The organism is Streptomyces sp. NBC_00457 (assembly GCF_036014015.1).
Classification (GTDB): Bacteria; Actinomycetota; Actinomycetes; order Streptomycetales; family Streptomycetaceae; genus Streptomyces.
In genome coordinates this window covers 5,999,752-6,018,488 of record NZ_CP107905.1, presented here as the reverse complement: position 1 = coordinate 6,018,488, position 18,737 = coordinate 5,999,752, and the positions used below count along the sequence as shown (strand labels likewise).

Below are 18,737 nucleotides of genomic sequence, written 5' to 3'. Positions count from 1 at the left end.
CCCGTATGAACCACGCCCAGCTAACCGCCCTCGGCCGCGCCCTCCGCCTCCTCGGCGAGCACGGCGAGGCGCTCACCGGCGACACCCCCGACGCCCGCCTCCACGAGGTCAAGGCCGACCTCCGTCGTGCCCTGGACCTCCTCGACGAGAGCGTCACCGGCGCCGCCCCCGCCACCCGCTGCCCCGAGCACCCCACGGGCCCGGTCGACGAGAGCGCCCCCGATCTGTGCCTGCTCTGCGAGACCAGGCGCCGCGCCGCCCGCCGTTCCGAGATCAACGGAACGGCGCCTCGCCCTCAGTCCGTCTCCCCCGTCCCCTCCCGGTACGGCGTCCGCGACGACCGTCCGCAGCCGCAGCAGCGCTGGCTGCCGGAGATGTGGAACGGCCAGGTCTGGCAGCTGTGCGGCACCCCGCGCCGTGACCGGCGCGAGGCCGAGCTGTATCTCGCCGCCCAGCGACGCGGCCCGCGCCCGGCGATGGCGTACCGGCTGGTGCACGAGTTCACCGACTACGAGGTGCTGCGCGTGTGGGGCACACCGGTGCACGTCGACATCGAGCCGCTCGGCAACCTGTGAACACCGGCGCCCCTTACGACTTCACCGCCGTCTCCGCGCCCGCCGGCTCCGACGCCGCCCGCGCCGCCCCCACCTGCTCCGCCTGCTGGCGCGGGATCAGCGAGGCCACCGCGAAGGCCAGCAGCGCCGCCCCGGCGCCCACGGCCAGGACGACCTTGAAGCCGTTCTGGGACGGGAGGGCGTAGCCGCCGAAGTCCGTCGTCATCTGGGCCAGGATCACACCGGCGATGGCGCTCGCCGTCGACGTACCGATGGACCGCATCAGGGTGTTGAGGCTGTTCGCCGCGGCCGTCTCCGACGCGGGCACGGCAGCCATGATGAGCGCGGGCATCGAGCCGTAGGTGAAGCCGATACCGGCGCCGATGACGCAGGACACCAGGACGAAGTGCCAGACCTCGGACATCAGGACGATGTTGAGGAGGTAGCCGGCGGCCACGATCAGGGCGCCGATCATCAGCGTGACCTTCGGGCCGCGGGCCTTGGAAACCGCGGCGGAGACCGGCGCCGTCGCCATCATGACCAGGCCCGACGGTGCCATGACCAGACCGGCGATCAGCATGGACTTGCCCAGGCCGTACCCGGTCTGCGCGGGCAGCTGGAGCAGCTGCGGCAGGACCAGGGACATCGCGAACATCGCGAAACCGACGGCGATCGAGGCGAGGTTGGTGACCAGGACCTGACGGCGGGCGGTGGTGCGCAGGTCGACCAGCGGCTGCTCGGTGCGCAGCTCCCACCAGCCCCACAGCAGCAGGACGACGACGGACGACAGGAACAGTCCGATCGTGGTGGCGCTGCCCCAGCCCCAGTCCGCGCCCTTGGAGATCGCCAGCAGCAGGCAGACCAGGCCCGCGGCCATACCGAGACCGCCCACCAGGTCGAACCGTCCGCCGGTGCGCACCTTCGACTCCGGTACGAGCATCAGCACCAGGCCGAGTGCTACGACGCCCAGTGCGGCCGACGTCCAGAACAGCGTGTGCCAGTCGAAGTTGTCGGCGATGAGCGCGGCGGTGGGCAGTCCGAGGGCGCCGCCTACGCCGAGGGAGGCGCTCATCATGGCGGTGGCGGAGCCGAGCCGTTCGGCGGGGAGTTCGTCCCGCATGATGCTGATGCCGAGCGGGATCACGCCGGCGGCGAGGCCCTGCAGGACCCGGCCGACGACCATCGGGACCAGGGACTCGCTCAGCGCGCAGACCACCGAACCGGCTATCAGCATCACGACACTGACCAGCAGCATCCGCCGCTTGCCGAACATGTCACCGAGCCGGCCGACGACCGGCGTCGCCACGGCCGCGGCGAGCAGTGTCGCCGTGACCGCCCACGCGGTGTCCGACGCGGGGGCGTCGAGCAGTTTCGGCAGCTCCGGGACGATCGGGATGACCAGCGTCTGCATCAGCGCGACGACGATTCCGGCGAAGGCCAGCACCGCCACCACGGCGTTCGGCCTCGGCGATGGGGGCCCCTCCCACGCCTTTCGGGCAGTGGGGGAGGAGCCTGCCGCCTCGGCGGGACGGGCGAGGGCGTCGGACATGAGGAGGCCTCCGTAGGAGCGCAGTAAGCTTGACCAAGGCAACTTTAAGTCAGTTGCTTGACTTAAGCAAGCGGCACTCTCGCTCCTCGGAAACGCACGGAAACGACCGAGGGCGGCACCCCCTGCTGAACAGGGAGTGCCGCCCTCGGTCGTAGGACAGGCGATCGACCGGAGTCGATCAGAAGTCCATGTCACCGCCCGGCATGCCGCCGCCGGCGCCGGCGCCGGCCGAGGCCTTCTCCGGCTTGTCGGCGATGACGGCCTCGGTGGTGAGGAACAGCGCGGCGATGGAGGCGGCGTTCTGCAGAGCGGAACGGGTCACCTTCGCCGGGTCGATGATGCCTTCGGCGATCATGTCGACGTACTCACCGGTCGCGGCGTTCAGGCCGTGGCCGACGGGCAGGTTGCGCACCTTCTCGACGATGACGCCGCCCTCGAGACCACCGTTGACGGCGATCTGCTTGAGCGGGGCCTCCAGGGCGAGCTTCACGGCGTTGGCGCCGGTCAGTTCGTCACCCTCCAGCTCCAGCTTCTCGAAGACCGTGGAGGCCTGGAGCAGGGCCACGCCACCACCGGCGACGATGCCCTCCTCGACGGCCGCCTTCGCGTTGCGAACGGCGTCCTCGATGCGGTGCTTGCGCTCCTTGAGCTCGACCTCGGTGGCGGCACCGGCCTTGATGACGGCCACGCCGCCGGCCAGCTTCGCCAGACGCTCCTGGAGCTTCTCGCGGTCGTAGTCCGAGTCGCTGTTCTCGATCTCGGCGCGGATCTGGTTGACCCGGCCGGCGACCTGGTCGGCGGAGCCGGAGCCGTCGACGATGGTGGTCTCGTCCTTGGTGATGACGACCTTGCGGGCGCGGCCCAGGAGGTCCAGGGTCGCGTTCTCCAGCTTGAGGCCGACCTCCTCGGAGATGACCTCGCCGCCCGTGAGGATGGCGATGTCGCCGAGCATGGCCTTGCGGCGGTCACCGAAGCCCGGAGCCTTGACGGCGACGGACTTGAAGGTGCCGCGGATCTTGTTGACGACCAGGGTCGACAGAGCCTCGCCCTCGACGTCCTCGGCGATGATCAGCAGCGGCTTGCCCGACTGCATGACCTTCTCCAGGAGCGGGAGCAGGTCCTTGACCGAGGAGATCTTGGAGTTGGCGATCAGGATGTACGGGTCGTCGAGGACGGCCTCCATACGCTCCATGTCGGTGGCGAAGTACGCCGAGATGTAGCCCTTGTCGAAGCGCATACCCTCGGTGAGCTCCAGCTCCAGACCGAAGGTCTGGGACTCCTCGACGGTGATGACGCCTTCCTTGCCGACCTTGTCCATGGCCTCGGCGATGAGCTCGCCGATCTGGGTGTCGGCGGCGGAGATGGAGGCGGTCGAAGCGATCTGCTCCTTGGTCTCCACGTCCTTGGCCTGGTCGAGCAGGGCAGCGGAGACGGCCTCGACGGCCTTCTCGATACCGCGCTTGAGGGCCATCGGGTTGGCGCCTGCGGCTACGTTGCGCAGGCCTTCCTTGACCAGGGCCTGAGCGAGCACGGTCGCCGTGGTCGTACCGTCGCCGGCGACGTCGTCCGTCTTCTTGGCGACTTCCTTGACCAGCTCGGCGCCGATCTTCTCGTACGGGTCCTCGAGCTCGATCTCCTTGGCGATGGAAACACCATCGTTGGTGATCGTGGGGGCGCCCCACTTCTTCTCGAGGACGACGTTCCGGCCCTTGGGGCCAAGGGTGACCTTGACGGCGTCGGCGAGCTGGTTCATCCCGCGCTCGAGACCGCGCCGTGCCTCCTCGTCGAACGCGATGATCTTGGCCATGTGAAGTGGTCCTCCCGGACTGGGGTGGATTGCTCCGGACCGCGCTGGCGCCCGCGACGGACGGCTCGCCTGCCTGTGGTTCCTTGCCCCACCCGGCCTGCGGGCCTCACCGACCCGGTCCTGGTTGTCACTCTCACCTTCAGAGTGCTAACGCCAATGATTAGCACTCGCCCATGCCGAGTGCAAGCGCTCCTCAGTGATCCTCAGGCGGGACAAGGGGTCCGGGACCTGCTCCGGACATGCCGGAGGGCTCGCAACCCATGACTCCCCATGGGAAACGAGCCCTCCGAAGTTGAACCAAAGAACGTCGCTGCAGTCAGTCGGCGCGTGCTTCAGCTGGTCGCGAGACGGACCATGTCCGCCTGCGGCCCCTTCTGGCCCTGCGAGATCTCGAAATCGACTCGCTGACCTTCTTCCAGGGTGCGGTAGCCGTCCATCTGAATCGCGCTGTAGTGGACGAATACATCCGCACCACCGTCGACCGCGATGAAGCCGTACCCCTTCTCCGCGTTGAACCACTTGACGGTGCCCTGAGCCATGCCTAACTCCCCTATTACTGGCCCTTGCACAGATCCACACTTCGCGGATCCGGGTCAGACCTCACCCCCCACGGTTGGGGGCGTGCGCCGGAACGCGTCGACCGCGGCTGAATGTATCTGTCCAACTGCCGTCTGCAACAGGTCAATCGGACGAGAAATCCGGGCGCGACCGGTCGGCGAAATGGGGAGAATTTGTGTAAATCCAGGGCAAGTCGGACCCAATAAAGGGAGCGAATGACGCAAAAGGCCCGCGTACTTTGGCTACTTCTTGTCGGCCGTGCGGGCGGAACTCATATGCGCGCGGCATGAAAGCCCGAGCAGGTTCCCCAACTGTACCGTGCTCAACCATAGAGAATGGCCCCCTCCGCTTCTCTCACGGAGGGGGCCATTCGATGAACAATGCGTGATTCAGCCGCCCGCGACCGCCGGAATGATCGAGACACCGGCCCCGTCCGGCGTCGCCGTCTCCAGCCCCTGCTCGAACCGGACGTCGTCGTCATTGACGTACACGTTGACGAACCGCCGCAGCTTCCCCTGGTCGTCGAGGATGCGGGCGGCGATGCCGGTGTGGTTCTTCTCCAGGTCGGAGATGACGTCGGCGAGGGTGCTGCCTTCGGCGGAGACCTCGGCCGCACCGCCGGTGTAGGTGCGCAGGATGGTAGGGATGCGGACGCTAACGCTCATGACTTGGACCTCCGGTCAGTACAGCGCCCCTTCAGGGGCGCGGGGAACTGCGCGACCAGCCCCCACCGGCCCGCAGACGAACAACAGCTCAGCCGAGACCAGCGTCCCGGAACGACTCCAGGTTGGGACGAATGGTCGCAGTCAGCCCCGTACCGGCCACCGCGTCCAGCGTCTTGAGACCATCACCGGTGTTGAGGACCACAGTGGTGAGGGTCGGGTCGAGGACACCGTCCTCGATGAGCTTCTTCGCGACGCCCACCGTCACGCCACCGGCGGTCTCCGCGAAGATGCCTTCCGTCCGCGCCAGCAACTTGATCGCATCGACGACCTGCTCGTCCGTCACGTCCTCCACCGCACCGCCGGTACGGCGAGCGATGTCCAGGACATAGGGACCGTCCGCCGGGTTACCGATCGCCAGCGACTTGGCGATCGTGTTCGGCTTCTGCGGCCGTACGACGTCGTGCCCGCCCTTGAAGGCGACGGACACCGGCGAGCAGCCCTCGGCCTGCGCGCCGAAGATCTTGTACGGCTTGTCCTCGACGAGCCCGAGCTTGATCAGCTCCTGCAGACCCTTGTCGATCTTCGTGAGCTGCGAGCCGGAGGCGATGGGGACGACGAGCTGGTCGGGCAGCTGCCAGCCGAGCTGCTCGCAGATCTCGTACGCCAGGGTCTTGGACCCTTCCGCGTAGTACGGCCGCAGGTTGACGTTGACGAAGCCCCAGCCCTCGCCGGCCGGGTCGCCGATCAGTTCGGAGCAGAAGCGGTTCACGTCGTCGTAGTTGCCCTCGATGCCGACGAGCTCACCGCCGTAGACCGCGGCCATGACGACCTTGCCCTGCTCCAGGTCGTGCGGGATGAACACGCAGGAGCGGAAGCCGGCGCGGGCCGCCGCGGCGCCCACCGCACCGGCCAGGTTGCCCGTGGAGGAGCAGGACAGGGTGGTGAAGTTGAACGCACGCGCGGCCTCGATGGCCTGGGCGACGACGCGGTCCTTGAAGGAGTGCGTCGGGTTGCCGGAGTCGTCCTTGATGAAGAGCTTGCCGGCGTCGACACCCAGCTCGCGCGCGAGGTTGTCGGCCTTGACGAGCTTGGTCCAGCCCGGGTTGATGTTGGGCTTGTCGGCCACGTCCGCGGGGACGGGCAGCAGCGGTGCGTACCGCCAGATGTTCGCGGGTCCCGCCTCGATCTGCTTGCGGAGCTCTTCGGCGTCGTAGGCCGAGAAGTCGTAGGCGATCTCGAGCGGGCCGAAACACTCCTCGCAGGCGAAGACCGGGCCGAGGGGTACTCGGTGACCGCATTCGCGGCACGAGAGCGCCGCGGCGGGGCCGAGGTCGACGGCGGGGGTGGTGCTTGCAACTGTCTGCGCAGCCATGTGAGGCGAGGCCCTTTCTCCTCATCTTCCTCACGACGCATCTCGCCGTGAGACGGATTTGGCACCTTCCCTAGCCGGGAGCCTCGCGGAGAACGATCAACACTGATCTACGAGTACCGACTGGAGGGTTGCCGGGGCTTCAACGGGCCGTATCCCTCTGCCCCTCTGGATGAGCGGTATTTAGTTGTAGACGCAAACGACCCCCGACATGCGATGGTCATCAGCGTTGTTCAAGACTGTAACCGAAGGCCAGGACAGTTGAGATAGTCGTCCGAACCGCGAGATGGATCACACACCTCTAGTCGTGATCCGCGACAGTGAGGAGCCGCTTACTGTGCTGGAAGAAGTCGAGCGCTGGTTGAGCGCACGCTCCTGGTCCCTGACCGATCGCCCGCTGCACAAGATCCTGGCCGCGAAACGCGCCACGGGACAGACCGTCAGTGTCGTGCTGCCCGCGCTCAACGAGGAGGAGACGGTCGGCGAGATCGTCGCCGTGATCCGTCACGACCTCATGCAGCAGGTCCCGCTCGTCGACGAGATCGTCGTAGTCGACTCGGGATCGACCGACCGCACCTCCGAGGTGGCCGCCGCCGCGGGCGCCCGGGTCGTCCACCGCGACGACATCCTGCCGCGCATACCGGCCGTCCCCGGCAAGGGCGAGGTCCTGTGGCGCTCGCTCCTCGTCACCAGCGGTGACATCGTCTGCTTCATCGACGCGGACCTGAAGGAGTTCTCGTCGGACTTCGTCACCGGCATCGTCGGCCCGCTGCTCACCGACCCGGAGGTCGACCTCGTCAAGGGGATGTACGACCGTCCGCTCGGCGGCGCGGCGGGCCAGGGCGGCCGGGTGACGGAACTGATGGCCCGCCCCCTGCTGAACATGCACTGGCCGCAGCTGGCCGGATTCGTCCAGCCGCTGGGCGGTGAGTACGCGGCCCGCCGCTCCCTGCTGGAACAGCTCCCGTTCCCCGTCGGCTACGGCGTGGAGCTGGGCATGCTGGTCGACGCCCTGCATCTGGTGGGCCTGGACGCCCTCGCCCAGGTCGACATCGGCGTCCGCAAGCACCGGCACCAGGACGGCCAGGCCCTGGGCCGGATGTCGGCCGCGATCTACCGCACGGCCCAGCTCAGGCTGGCCCGCGGCCATCTGATCCGCCCCTCCCTCACCCAGTTCGAACGGAGCGAGGACGGATTCGAACCCCGCACCTACTCCGTGGATACGGAGGAACGGCCTCCGATGGCCGACATCACCGAGTACCAGTCCCGCAAAGCGGCATAAACGTGCGCGTGGCGTAACGGAACGCGCCGGTTGTATACCGCTGAGCCGCACGTTTGAGCGGTTCTGGCCTGGGCTAGGTTGTGGCGTATGGCTGCAACTTTCGGTGCTGCGCAGGTACTGGTCGCCTCCAACCGCGGCCCCGTCTCGTACGGGGTCCGGGAGGACGGCTCGCTGCACGCCAAACGCGGCGGCGGCGGGCTGGTGTCCGGTCTCTCCGCGATCGGGTCGGACGCGGACGCCCTGTGGGTCTGCTCGGCCCTCGGCGACGGCGACCGCGAGGCGGTACGGCGCGGAGTCGGCGAGTCCGGTGTACGGATGCTGGACATTCCGGCCGACGTGCACGCGGACGCGTACAACGGCATCGCGAACTCGGTCCTCTGGTTCGTCCACCACCTGCTGTACCAAACGCCGCTGGAGCCGGTCTTCGACGCGGAGTTCCGGCGCCAGTGGGAGTCGTACGTCCGCTACAACCGCGCGTTCGCCGAGGCGCTGGCCGAGGAGGCGGGGGCCTCAGCGGCGGTGCTGGTGCAGGACTACCACCTGACGCTGGTGCCGGGCATGCTCCGCGAACTCCGCCCCGACCTGCGGATCGGCCACTTCTCGCACACGCCGTGGGCGCCGGTGGAGTACTTCCGCATGCTGCCGGACGACATCGCCGAGCAGGTGCTGCGCGGGATGCTCGGCGCCGACCGGCTGGGCTTCCTCACCCACCGCTGGGCCGACGCGTTCACCGCGTGCGCCGAGGTCCTCGTCGGCGGGCTCGGCGACACCCGCATCGGCGTGCACGGGCTGGGCGCCGACGCCGACTTCCTGCGCCGGCGCTCGCACGAGACCGACGTCGAGGAACGGATGGCCGCGCTGCGGGCCGAGATCGGCCCGGGCCGCCAGACCATCGTCCGGGTCGACCGCACCGAGCTGTCCAAGAACATCGTGCGCGGCCTGCTGGCGTACCGGCAGCTCCTCGACGACCACCCCGAGCTGCGCGGGCGGGTCGTCCATGTCGCGTTCGCGTATCCGTCGCGGCAGGATCTCGCCGTCTACCGGGAGTACACGGCCGAGGTGCAGCGGGTCGCGGAGGAGATCAACTCCGCGTACGGAACACCGGACTGGACGCCGGTCGTGCTGCACGTGAAGGACGACTTCGCCCGCTCTCTGGCTGCCTACCGGCTCGCGGACGTAGCCCTCGTCAACCCGATCCGCGACGGCATGAACCTGGTCGCCAAGGAGATGCCGGTCGTCTCCGACGAGGGCTGCGTACTGGTGCTTTCGCGGGAGGCGGGGGCGTACGAGGAGCTGGGCGAGGACGCGATCACCGTGAACCCGTACGACGTGACGGGCACGGCCGAGGCGTTGTACGAGGCGTTGACGATGCCGGCCGGGGAGCGGGGCGAGCGGACGAAGCGGCTGGCGGCGGCAGCGACTGCACTGCCGCCGGCGCAGTGGTTCCTGGATCAGCTGAACGCCCTACCCGATACGGGCCGCCAGCTCCGCCAGTAGTCGCACGACCCCCGCCGGACCGTCCACCACCACGTCCGCCCGTTCCCTCAGCTCGGTCACCTCGTCGCTGCCGCTGCACACCAGCAGGCCGGGGGTGCCGTCGGAGCGGAGCTTGTCGATGGCGGCGTAGGCGGGAAGGTCGCCGAGGTCGTCGCCGGCGTAGAGGACGGACTCGGCGCCGATGTCGCGAGCGTGGTCGGTCAGGGCCACACCCTTGTCCATGCCCCGCGGGCGGAGTTCGAGGACCAGGCGACCCGGCTCGACGATCAGGCCGTTGCGGGTGGCGAGGTCAGCGAGCGGCTCGCGGAGTGCCTCGAAGGCGGCCTGGGGATCGTCGGCACGGCGCGTGTGCACGGCGACGGCCTGGCCACCCTTCTCCTCGACCCAGGCGTTGGTCCCGTCCAGAAGCGGCGGCAGCTCCGCGCGGACGGCGGCGACCCCGGGATGCGCCGGAGGGGCGGTGACGGCATCAGTGACGGCATCCCAGCGCTCGGCACCGTAGTGGCCGAGGACCACGAGATGTTCCAGCCCGGCAACCCCGGAGAAGCCGCCGTACCGGACGGCGACCTCCGCCGGGCGCCCGGTGATCACCGCAACACCGGCCACCTTCGGCGCCAGCGCGGCCAACACCGGCACCGCCCCCGGATGCGCCCGCGCCCGCTCCGGATCCGCCACGATCGGCGCGAGCGTCCCATCGAAGTCAAGAGCGATCATCGCCGCGCCGGGCCGCTGGAGGATAGCGGCGAGACCGGCGCGGCCGGCTTGGGTGACGGGGGTCGACAAGGAATCCGCGGGGCTACCCATAGGGCAACCCTATCCAGAGAGGCCGACTGCAACGCCCCTTTAGGGGCGCGGGGAACTGCGCGACCAGCCCCCACCGCCCCGCAGACGAACACATGCCGACGGACCCCTCACCGTTCCGCCCGCCGCGCATCCCGCACCCGCCGCAGCCGATTCACGGTCACCGGGTCATGAGCAAGCGCCCGAGGGTCATCCAGCAGCGCATTCAACAGCTGGAAATACCGCACCGGCGCCAACCCCAGCTCCTCCCGTATCGCCCGCTCCTTCGCCCCCGGCCCCGGAAAACCCCGGCGCTCGAGCGCAAGGATGTCCCGCTCCCTGCGGCCCAACTGCTCCATACCCCGCACGCTATCCCCCGCCACTGACAGCGGAGCCGGCCTCACTCGGAGCTCGCGGCCGAATCCGCCGTCGCCTGCAACTGCTTCAGCACCGCCGACGGATTGCCGCCGGATGCCACGGCCTGCCCGATCCGCTCCTTGACGGCCGCGCTGACCTCGGCCCAGGAGGTCTTGCCGACGGGATACAGCTCGGAGAGCGGCAACTCGTCGAGGAACGGCTTGAGATCGGCGTCCTGCTTCGCCCCCGTCATCGTCGCGGACGCGTCCGTCGTGACCGGCAGCAGGTCGTACTCACGCGAGAAGTCCAGCACGTTCTTCTCGTCGTACACGAAGTCGAGGAAGTCGCCGACCTCCTCGGCGTGCCCGTTCTTCTTGAACGCCGTCATCCAGTCGGCGACCCCCATCGTGGCGTCGCTCTCACCGTCGACGCCGGGCATCGGCACCATGCCGAACTTCACGCCCTGCTTCCCGGCGATATGCATCAGCGAGGGGTGCCCGTTGAGCATGCCGACGTCCCCCTTGGCGAACGCGGCGAACGCGTCGGCGCGGTTCAGCTCGCCCGGCGCGACGGGCCCGGTCAGGCCCTTGTCGACGAGTTCGTCCTTGAGCCAGGTGAAGGTGTCGACGTTCTGCGCGGAGTCGATGCCGTAGGTGCCGTAGCCGTCGGTGTAGCCGCCCCCGCCGCTGAGCAGCCACTGCATCGTCTCGGCCTGCGCCTCCTCCGGCCCCAGCGGCAGGGCGTACGGGTACTTCACCCCGTCCGCCTTCAGCGCCGCGGCGTCGGCGGCGAGCTCGTCCCAGGTGGTCGGCGGGGTGAGGCCGGCCTTCTTGAAGAGGTCCTTGTTGTAGAACAGCAGCCGGGTGGAGGCGGCGAAGGGCATGCCGTACTGCATCCCGTTCACCTGCCCCGCCTTCGCGAGCTGGGAGGCGAAGCCGGCCTGGGTGGCGATGGAGAGCAGGTCGTCGGCGCGGTAGAGCAGGCCCTTTTCCGCGTAGTCGGCGTACGCGCCGATCTGCGCCATGTCCGGGGCCTTGCCGGCGTCGGCGAGCTCCTTGACCTTGCGGTCGACGTCGTTCCAGGAGTAGACGCTGACCTGGATCTTCACCCCGGGGTGGGCGGCCTCGTACTCCTCGACCAGCTTGCCCCAGTACTTCTCGGAGCTGTTGGCCGCGCTGTCGCCGTAGTCGGCCGCGACCAGCTTCAGGGTCACCTCGTCCGCGTCGTCGCCGAGGCCGCAGCCGCCGAGCACCGCCGTCATGCCCAGAGCGGACACCACCGCGATCGCCCCTGTCCTCTTCCGCCCCTGCACAGCTCTCCTGCCCCACCTTCGCGATCGCGCGTCACCATCGCGAAAACTTTCGATACGTAGCCATAAGGTCTACACCACGCAAGTGGACTAGACCTCTTGCGGGTCCACGGGCCACACTGTCCCCGTGAGACATGTCATCGCCCTCGACGTGGGCGGCACCGGGATGAAGGCCGCCCTGGTAGGGGCGAAGGGCGAGCTGCTGCACCGGGCCCGCCGCGCCACCGGCCGCGAGCGCGGACCCGGGGCCGTCGTCGAGCACATCCTCGACTTCGCCGCGGAGCTACACGCGTACGGCGACCAGGCCTTCGGCGAGCCCGCGGCCGCCGCCGGAGTCGCCGTCCCCGGCATCGTCGACGAGGAACACGGCATCGCCGCCTACTCGGCCAACCTCGGCTGGCGCGACGTACCCCTGCGCGACCTGCTCACCGCCCGCATCGGCAACGTCCCCGTCGCCCTCGGCCACGACGTCCGCACCGGCGGCCTCGCCGAGGGCCGCATCGGCGCGGGCCAGGGCACCGACCGCTTCCTCTTCGTCGCCCTCGGCACCGGCATAGCGGGCGCGATCGGCATCGAGGGCCGCGTGGAGTCGGGCGCGCACGGCTTCGCGGGCGAGATCGGCCACATCGTCGTACGACCGGCAGGGGCCCCCTGTCCATGCGGTCAGTGCGGCTGCCTGGAGCGGTACGCCTCGGCGGCGGCCGTGAGCAGCGCATGGGCCGACGCCTCCGGAAACCCCGACGCGGACGCGGCGGACTGCGCCAAGGCCATGACCTCCGGCGACCCCAAGGCCCTCGCCATCTGGCAGGACGCCATCTCCGCCCTGGCCGACGGCCTGACCACCGCCCTCACCCTGCTGGACCCCCGCACCCTCATCATCGGTGGCGGCCTGGCCGAGGCGGGGGAAACGTTGTTCACACCGCTGCGGGACGCGGTGAAGCAACGCGTGACCTTCCAGAAACTGCCGGAAATCGTCCCCGCGGCCCTTGGGGACACGGCTGGTTGCCTCGGTGCCGGACTCCTGGCCTGGGATCTCCTAGACACAACTGACCGCACGGAGGTAACGACCTGATGGCAACCCCCTCAGGGGCGCGGGGAACTGCGCGACAAGCCCCCACCGGCCCGCAGCCCGCGACGGCGAAGGCCCCCCTCGTCCTGTCCGGTGCCAACGTGGTCATGCCCACAGGAACCGTCAAAGACGGCTCAGTAATCGTCGACGGCACGCGAATCGCCGCAACGGCCCCGGAGAACGCCCAGGTAATCGACGTAACCAACCACTGGCTACTCCCCGGCTTCGTCGACATCCACAACCACGGCGGAGGCGGAGCCTCGTTCACCTCAGGCACCCCGGACGACGTAGTCACCGGCATCCACACCCACCGCCTGCACGGCACCACCACCCTCGTCGCCTCCACCGTCACCGGCGACATGGACTTCCTGGTCCAGCGCGCGGGCCTGCTCAGCGAACTCGCCGAGCAGGGCGACATCGCCGGCATCCACTTCGAGGGCCCGTTCATCTCCCCGTGCCGCAAGGGCGCGCACTCCGAGGAACTGCTGCGGGACCCGGACCCCGCGGAGGTCCGCAAACTGATCGACGCGGCGCGCGGCAAGGCGAAGATGGTCACGCTCGCGACCGAACTCCCGGGCGGCATCGACTCCGTGAGACTGCTGGCCGAGCACGGCGTCATCGCGGCGATCGGCCACACGGACGCGACGTACGAGCAGACGGTGGAGGCGATCGAGGCGGGCGCGACGGTCGCGACGCACCTCTTCAACGCGATGCCGACGCTGGGACACAGGTCGCCGGGCCCGATCGCCGCGCTCCTGGAGGACGACCGCATCACCGTCGAGCTGATCAACGACGGCACGCACCTCCACCCCGCCTCCCTCCAACTCGCCTTCCACCACGCGGGAGCGAGCCGCGTGGCGTTCATCACCGACGCGATGGACGCGGCCGGTTTCGGCGACGGCCGCTACATGCTCGGCCCGCTGGAGGTCGAGGTCAGCGAGGGCGTGGCCCGGCTGGTGGAGGGCGGCTCGATCGCCGGCTCCACCCTCACCCTGGACCGCGCCTTCAAGCGCGCGGTGACGATCGACCGCCTCCCGGTGGAGGACACGGTCACGGCCCTGTCCGCCAACCCGGCCAGGCTGCTTGGGATGTACGACACGATCGGCTCGCTGGAGCCGGGCAAGTACGCCGACCTGGTGATCCTCGACACGGACTTCGAGCTCAAGGGCGTCATGCGCAGGGGCGAATGGGTAGTGAATCCCCAACTGGGCTGATCCGTCCGGCAGTCAGCGAGACGGTGGCCGACCCGGGACTGGGCTCGGCGGCCGTCTCTTTGGCATGATCTGACATCCGGACAGACAGACGGCACGCGGCATTCCGCATCCATCGGGGGAGGTCGGCCCAGGTGATCCTCACGGTCACGCTGAACACCGCTCTCGACATCACCTACCGCGTACGGGCACTACGGCCGCACACCTCGCACCGGGTGACCGAGGTGACCGAACGCCCGGGAGGCAAAGGCCTCAACGTGGCCCGCGTACTCGCCGCCCTCGGCCACGAGGTGACGGTCACCGGCTTCACGGGCGGCGCGACGGGCCGCGTCGTCCAGGACCGACTCACCACCACACCGGGCCTGGTGGACGCCCTCGTCCCGATCTCCGGCCCGACCCGCCGCACGATAGCCGTCGTGGACGAACAGACCGGCGACACGACCCAGCTCAACGAGCCCGGCCCGGTCATCACCCCCGCCGAGTGGTCCGCCTTCCAGGAGGCATACGAGGATCTGCTCCCGTCGGCCTCCGCGGTGGCCCTGTGCGGGAGCCTGCCGCCGGGCGTGCCGGTGGGCGCGTATGCGGGACTGATCCGGGACGCGAGGGCGGCGGGCGTCCCGGTCCTCCTCGACACCAGCGGTGAACCGCTCCGCCGCGGAGTCGCCGCCCGCCCCGATCTGATCAAGCCCAACGCCGACGAACTCGCCGAACTCACCGGCTCCCACGAGCCGTTCCGCGCCACGCAGGACGCCCGCCGTCGCGGCGCCCACGCGGTCGTCGCGTCGCTGGGCCCGGAGGGACTGCTCGCGGTGACTCCGGAGGGCCGCTGGCGCGCGGCCCCGCCCGCCCCGGTGCACGGCAACCCGACCGGCGCGGGCGACTCCGCGGTCGCGGGCCTGCTGTCGGGCCTCGTCGAGCACTTGCCGTGGCCGGACCGACTGGTCCGGGCGATCGCCCTGTCGGCGGCGACCGTCATGGCGCCGGCGGCGGGCGAGTTCGACCGAAGGGCGTACGAGGAGCTGGTGGGGCGGGTGGCGGTGACCGGGGAGGTCAGCGCGGCCTGACGATCAGGACTTGACCCAGCCCTCGACCAGCCACACCTGGTCGAGGAGGGCGTCGCACTGGTTGCCCTGCTCGCAGGAGATCTTGATGGTGTTGGTGCCCTTGTTGAGCTGGACGTAGTTGTACGTCTTCGTCCAGCCCTTCTCGAAGTCGCCCTCTGGAGCGCCTGCCCAGTTCTTCAGCTCGACGCCCGTGGTCGAGGGCGTGCCGTTGACCGTGAGGGTGGCGTTCTGGTCCTTGCCCGGGACGCTGTAGCCCGTGTACAGCGTGTACTTGCCGGACTTCGGGATGCCGTTGACGGTCCACGTGACCGAGGCGCCGACCGCGTTGAAGCCATTGACGTAGACGCCGCCGTCGGCCTTGGCACCCTTGACGTCCGACGCCAAGATCGCTCCGCCGCCCAACTGCAAGGCCTTGGCGTCGCGCGTCGGCAGCTCCACCTCGTTGCCGGCGTCGCCGCTCGCCGACTGGCTCGGCTCCGCGCTCTGCTCGGCGGACGGCGAGCTGGAGGCACCGCCGCCGTCGGCATTGTCGTCGCCGTCGCTGTTCATCATCGCCAGGCTGATCCCGATCACGACCGCGGCGACCACCGCGACCGCGCCGATCAGCAGCCCCTTGGTGTTCGGGCCGCGCCCGCGCCCACCGCCGCCGTCGCTGTACGACGGCTGCTGCGGAGACGTGGGACCCCCACCGCCGGGGAACGTCTCCGGCGCGGCGTAGTGGGCGCTCGGCTGGCCGTACGCGCCCTGCTGCTGGGGCACGGTCTGGCCGTACTGCGCGGTGGGTGCCGTGGGGGCGGGTGCCTGCTGGCCGTAATGGCGCTGGCCGACCGAGCGCGCCGCTCTGTTGACGGAGCCGACGGAGCCGGGGTAGCCGTAACCGCCGGAGGGCGGCTGGGCGCCGTTGGCCTGACCGTCGGCGTAGAGATAGCCGAACGGGTCGTCGTCCTCGGGCGTGCTCGCGCCGTTGTTGCCGGGCGTCATCCCTAGGTCTCCTCAACAGGTGCGGTGCGGATGCAGTGCATGGGTCAGAATGGCGAGCCTACCCGCTCCGCGAGGCCCAAACGGGTGACTCCGGTCGCATCAACTCACTGACCTGGAGTCATCCGGCGCGTCTGTGCTGTTTGGGACGCGATCGTTTCTCGACGTACATCCGCTCGTCAGCGGACTTCAACACCTCGTCCGCCGTCATCCCGCAGTGTGCCCACCCGATTCCGAAGCTGGCGCCGACCCGCATGGCGCGGCCGTCGACCCGGATCGGCTGGATGATTTCGCTGCGCAGCCGGGCCGCGAGGTCCGCCGCGTCCGCGCTCCCGAGGCCGTCGGCGAGGACGACGAACTCGTCACCGCCGAGCCGGGCGACGGTGTCGCCGTCGCGGACGCCGCGGGACAGCCGCCTGGCCACCTCGATGAGCACCGCGTCGCCCGCATTGTGCCCGAACCGGTCGTTGATCGACTTGAAGCCGTCGAGGTCGCAGAAGAGGACCGCGAGCCCCTTGGTGCCGTCGTCGTGCTCGCCCTCGGGGGCGACGGTGTGCACGTGGTGGTCGTAGGCGTCGTAGACATCGATGCCACCGCCCGGGCGGAAGTCGAAGCCGTGGCCGTTGGCGTCGTAGGCGGGATGACCGAAGGCCGCGTCGACGGGTTCGAGGGCGCCGGGGTGGGTGGGGCGCTGGCAGAGGCGGGAGGAGAGCCGGGCGCGCAGCTCGGCGGAGTTCGGCAGGCCGGTGAGGGAGTCGTGGGAGGCGCGGTGGGCGAGCTGGAGCTCGCGGCGCTTGCGCTCCTCGATCTCCTCGACGTGGGTGAGGAGAAAGCGGGGGCCGTCGGCGGCGTCGGCGACGACGGAGTTGCGCAGGGAGACCCAGACGTACGTCCCGTCGCGGCGCCCGAGCCTGAGCTCGGCCCGGCCGCCCTCGGCCGAGGTCCGCAGCAGCGTGCCGATGTCCTCGGGATGGACGAGGTCGGAGAAGGAGTAGCGGCGCATCGCGGAGGCGGGGCGGCCCAGCAGACGGCACAGGGCGTCGTTGGTCCTCAGGATCCGGCCGTGCTGGTCACCGCCCATCTCGGCTATGGCCATGCCGGAGGGGGCGTACTCGAAGGCCTGCCGGAAGCTTTCCTCGCTGGCTCGCAGGGCCTGCTGCTCCCGTTCGAGCCTGACCAATGCCCGCTGCATATTCGCGCGTAGACGTGCGTTGCTGATGGCGATGGCGGCCTGAAAGGCGTACATCTGCAGGGCCTCGCGGCCCCAGGCGCCGGGCCGGCGGCCGTTGCGCGGCCGGTCCACGGAGAGCACGCCGATCAGTTCGCCGCACGAGCCGCCCTGGATACCCGGGGTGTGCATGGGCGCGAAGAGCCGGTCGGAGGGGTGCCACTCGTCCTCGAAGCGGGGCGCGGGCCCGTCGGTGTACCACTGCGGTACGTCGTCGTCATCGAGGACCCAGCCCTCGGTGTGCGGGATGAAGACCAGGTCGCCCCACTGCTCGCCCATGCTGAGGCGGCGCTCCCAGGACTCGCGCGAGCCGACACGGCCGGTGATGAGCGCCTCGGCGGCGGGGTTGCCGGCGAACGCGGCGACGACGAGATCGCCGTCCGGCCGGACCAGGTTGACACACGCCAGCTCATAGCCGAGGCCGGTCACGACGCCGTCGGCGACGGTCTGCAGTGTGTCGGCGAGGCTGCGTGCCGTGTTCATGTCCGCCATGACCTGGTGCAGCTGTCGCAGGGTCGCAAGACGGACGTACGGCTCCGACTCGGTCTCCATGCTCGCCCTCCCCCCGAGACCTCGGCAGCGAATCAAGGGTTCTCTTCGGCGGTTTCTTGATCAGTGGTGCCCTTGCAGCTTCCCGCCACTGAATCACAGCGCGCTGCTCACTCGGTACACAGGGTCAACAATTAATGGCTCTTGTGACTCAAGTCACAGCGAAACATGAACAATTGAGCGGTGTTTCTGCGATTTTCCTGTGCGTTTACCGACCGCAAATTTCGCACCTCTGTGGAGATTAGGTATCTGGTCCTAGGACCTGGTTCGGGCTGACGCCCGATGTGCCCCGCACCGGCCGGAGACTAGCGTTTCCGCGTGCTGAACACTCCCCCTGCCACCACCCCGCCCGTCCCCGTCCCTCGCGCCGGGCATGCTGAGGGGGTGAGCAACGACGAGTTCCGCGCAGCCATGTCCCGGCTGGCCGCGGGCGTGGTCCTGGTGACCGCACAGGAACCCCCGCTCGACCCGGACGACCCCATGTCGCCGAAGGTCGAGGACGTCGGCATGACCGCGACGGCCTTCATGTCGGTGTCCCTCGACCCGCCCCTGGTCCTGGTCAGCCTGCGCGACGGCTCCCGCATGGACGACCTGCTCGCCGAGCAGCCCCTGTGGGCGGTCTCGGTCCTCTCCGAAAGCCAGCGCCACATCGCCGGCCGCTTCGCCATGAAGGGCCGCATCAGCGACCGTCTGCTCTTCGAGGACATCCCGTACGTCCGCGGCGAGGCGACCGGCGCTCCCCTGGTGGGCGGCGCCCTCGCGACCCTGGAGTGCCGTACGGAACAGCGGGTACCCGCGGGCGACCACACGCTGGTGATCGGCCGGGTGCTGACGGCCGCCGTACCGAGCGCGGACGGCGGCCCGCTCGCGTATTTCCGGGGGCGGTACCGGCAGTTGGGGTGACGTCACAC

Annotated in this window: 17 protein-coding genes and 1 riboswitch; of the genes, 7 read left to right on the top strand and 10 right to left on the bottom strand. The window is 69.6% G+C overall.

Annotated elements, in window-relative coordinates; all coding sequences use genetic code 11:
* The first annotated feature begins 5 nt into the window (after positions 1-5).
* A complete protein-coding gene (locus OG828_RS27495) occupies positions 6-575 on the top strand; it encodes a hypothetical protein (protein WP_328440024.1) in 570 nt (189 codons plus the stop codon).
* A 13-nt stretch (positions 576-588) separates the two neighbouring features.
* Here the strand turns inward: OG828_RS27495 and OG828_RS27490 are convergent, their stop codons facing one another.
* The 5 genes from OG828_RS27490 to thrC all read right to left on the bottom strand — a co-directional run bounded on the left by OG828_RS27490 (position 589) and on the right by thrC (position 6,505).
* Positions 589-2,103, bottom strand: a complete 1,515-nt coding sequence (locus OG828_RS27490; protein WP_328362368.1) for an MFS transporter — start codon at positions 2,101-2,103, stop codon at positions 589-591.
* 178 nt (positions 2,104-2,281) lie between these two features.
* Entirely contained in the window at positions 2,282-3,910 is a 1,629-nt protein-coding gene (gene groL / locus OG828_RS27485) for a chaperonin GroEL (protein ID WP_328362365.1), read from the bottom strand.
* Positions 3,911-4,242: 332 nt separating this feature from the next.
* Positions 4,243-4,449, bottom strand: coding sequence for a cold-shock protein (locus OG828_RS27480; RefSeq protein ID WP_019057200.1), 207 nt, complete (start codon positions 4,447-4,449; stop codon positions 4,243-4,245).
* A gap of 408 nt (positions 4,450-4,857) precedes the next feature.
* Positions 4,858-5,133, bottom strand: a complete 276-nt coding sequence (locus OG828_RS27475; protein WP_328362361.1) for a MoaD/ThiS family protein — start codon at positions 5,131-5,133, stop codon at positions 4,858-4,860.
* Between the two features lie 88 nt (positions 5,134-5,221).
* Positions 5,222-6,505, bottom strand: a complete 1,284-nt coding sequence (gene thrC, locus OG828_RS27470) for a threonine synthase (RefSeq protein ID WP_328502606.1) — start codon at positions 6,503-6,505, stop codon at positions 5,222-5,224.
* 18 nt (positions 6,506-6,523) lie between these two features.
* Positions 6,524-6,681: riboswitch (SAM riboswitch) on the bottom strand.
* A 158-nt stretch (positions 6,682-6,839) separates the two neighbouring features.
* Between thrC and OG828_RS27465 the strand changes: the two genes are divergently transcribed.
* Positions 6,840-7,784, top strand: coding sequence for a glucosyl-3-phosphoglycerate synthase (locus OG828_RS27465; RefSeq protein WP_328372213.1), 945 nt, complete (start codon positions 6,840-6,842; stop codon positions 7,782-7,784).
* An 87-nt stretch (positions 7,785-7,871) separates the two neighbouring features.
* Complete coding sequence (locus tag OG828_RS27460) at positions 7,872-9,281, top strand: alpha,alpha-trehalose-phosphate synthase (UDP-forming) (RefSeq protein WP_328502605.1); 1,410 nt, start codon at positions 7,872-7,874, stop codon at positions 9,279-9,281.
* Here OG828_RS27460 and otsB read toward each other — a convergent pair.
* The 3 genes from otsB to OG828_RS27445 form a co-directional block, all read right to left on the bottom strand.
* On the bottom strand, positions 9,249-10,085 hold the full coding sequence (otsB, locus tag OG828_RS27455) for a trehalose-phosphatase (RefSeq protein ID WP_328502604.1): 837 nt from the start codon (positions 10,083-10,085) through the stop codon (positions 9,249-9,251). The genes OG828_RS27460 and otsB overlap by 33 nt on opposite strands.
* Positions 10,086-10,192: 107 nt before the next feature.
* On the bottom strand, positions 10,193-10,420 hold the full coding sequence (locus OG828_RS27450; RefSeq protein WP_328362349.1) for a DUF3263 domain-containing protein: 228 nt from the start codon (positions 10,418-10,420) through the stop codon (positions 10,193-10,195).
* Positions 10,421-10,461: 41 nt separating this feature from the next.
* Positions 10,462-11,679 carry an extracellular solute-binding protein gene (locus OG828_RS27445; RefSeq protein ID WP_328372211.1) on the bottom strand — a complete coding sequence of 406 codons (1,218 nt, stop codon included), beginning with the start codon at positions 11,677-11,679 and terminating at the stop codon, positions 10,462-10,464.
* Between the two features lie 175 nt (positions 11,680-11,854).
* On the opposite strand from OG828_RS27445, the gene OG828_RS27440 reads away from it, so the two are divergent.
* From OG828_RS27440 to OG828_RS27430, 3 genes are all read left to right on the top strand, one after another.
* Positions 11,855-12,799 carry an ROK family protein gene (locus OG828_RS27440; protein WP_328502603.1) on the top strand — a complete coding sequence of 315 codons (945 nt, stop codon included), beginning with the start codon at positions 11,855-11,857 and terminating at the stop codon, positions 12,797-12,799.
* Positions 12,799-14,010 carry an N-acetylglucosamine-6-phosphate deacetylase gene (gene nagA / locus OG828_RS27435; RefSeq protein WP_328502602.1) on the top strand — a complete coding sequence of 404 codons (1,212 nt, stop codon included), beginning with the start codon at positions 12,799-12,801 and terminating at the stop codon, positions 14,008-14,010. The genes OG828_RS27440 and nagA overlap by 1 nt, the downstream gene beginning before the upstream one ends.
* 131 nt (positions 14,011-14,141) lie before the next feature.
* A complete protein-coding gene (locus tag OG828_RS27430) occupies positions 14,142-15,071 on the top strand; it encodes a 1-phosphofructokinase family hexose kinase (RefSeq protein WP_328502601.1) in 930 nt (309 codons plus the stop codon).
* Between the two features lie 3 nt (positions 15,072-15,074).
* On the opposite strand, the gene OG828_RS27425 is transcribed toward OG828_RS27430, so the two are convergent.
* Both OG828_RS27425 and cdgB read right to left on the bottom strand, forming a co-directional pair.
* Complete coding sequence (locus OG828_RS27425; protein WP_328502600.1) at positions 15,075-16,052, bottom strand: carbohydrate-binding protein; 978 nt, start codon at positions 16,050-16,052, stop codon at positions 15,075-15,077.
* Positions 16,053-16,170: 118 nt separating this feature from the next.
* The gene (gene cdgB / locus OG828_RS27420; protein WP_328362336.1) at positions 16,171-17,829 is read right to left on the bottom strand and encodes a diguanylate cyclase CdgB; all 1,659 of its coding nucleotides are present in this window, start codon (positions 17,827-17,829) and stop codon (positions 16,171-16,173) included.
* Between the two features lie 315 nt (positions 17,830-18,144).
* Here cdgB and OG828_RS27415 point away from each other — a divergent pair, with 315 nt between their 5' ends.
* Entirely contained in the window at positions 18,145-18,729 is a 585-nt protein-coding gene (locus OG828_RS27415) for a flavin reductase family protein (RefSeq protein WP_362940520.1), read from the top strand.
* Positions 18,730-18,737 lie beyond the last annotated feature (8 nt).

Coding starts and splice junctions, on each gene's coding strand:
- OG828_RS27490 (WP_328362368.1), bottom strand. CDS start 2,103: ATGTCCGACGCCCTCGCCCGTCCCGCCGAGGCGGCAGGCTCCTCCCCC.
- thrC (WP_328502606.1), bottom strand. CDS start 6,505: ATGGCTGCGCAGACAGTTGCAAGCACCACCCCCGCCGTCGACCTCGGC.
- nagA (WP_328502602.1), top strand. CDS start 12,799: ATGGCAACCCCCTCAGGGGCGCGGGGAACTGCGCGACAAGCCCCCACC.
- cdgB (WP_328362336.1), bottom strand. CDS start 17,829: ATGGAGACCGAGTCGGAGCCGTACGTCCGTCTTGCGACCCTGCGACAG.
- OG828_RS27425 (WP_328502600.1), bottom strand. CDS start 16,052: ATGACGCCCGGCAACAACGGCGCGAGCACGCCCGAGGACGACGACCCG.
- OG828_RS27495 (WP_328440024.1), top strand. CDS start 6: ATGAACCACGCCCAGCTAACCGCCCTCGGCCGCGCCCTCCGCCTCCTC.
- otsB (WP_328502604.1), bottom strand. CDS start 10,085: ATGGGTAGCCCCGCGGATTCCTTGTCGACCCCCGTCACCCAAGCCGGC.
- OG828_RS27460 (WP_328502605.1), top strand. CDS start 7,872: ATGGCTGCAACTTTCGGTGCTGCGCAGGTACTGGTCGCCTCCAACCGC.
- OG828_RS27445 (WP_328372211.1), bottom strand. CDS start 11,679: ATGACGGCGGTGCTCGGCGGCTGCGGCCTCGGCGACGACGCGGACGAG.
- OG828_RS27475 (WP_328362361.1), bottom strand. CDS start 5,133: ATGAGCGTTAGCGTCCGCATCCCTACCATCCTGCGCACCTACACCGGC.
- groL (WP_328362365.1), bottom strand. CDS start 3,910: ATGGCCAAGATCATCGCGTTCGACGAGGAGGCACGGCGCGGTCTCGAG.
- OG828_RS27450 (WP_328362349.1), bottom strand. CDS start 10,420: ATGGAGCAGTTGGGCCGCAGGGAGCGGGACATCCTTGCGCTCGAGCGC.
- OG828_RS27480 (WP_019057200.1), bottom strand. CDS start 4,449: ATGGCTCAGGGCACCGTCAAGTGGTTCAACGCGGAGAAGGGGTACGGC.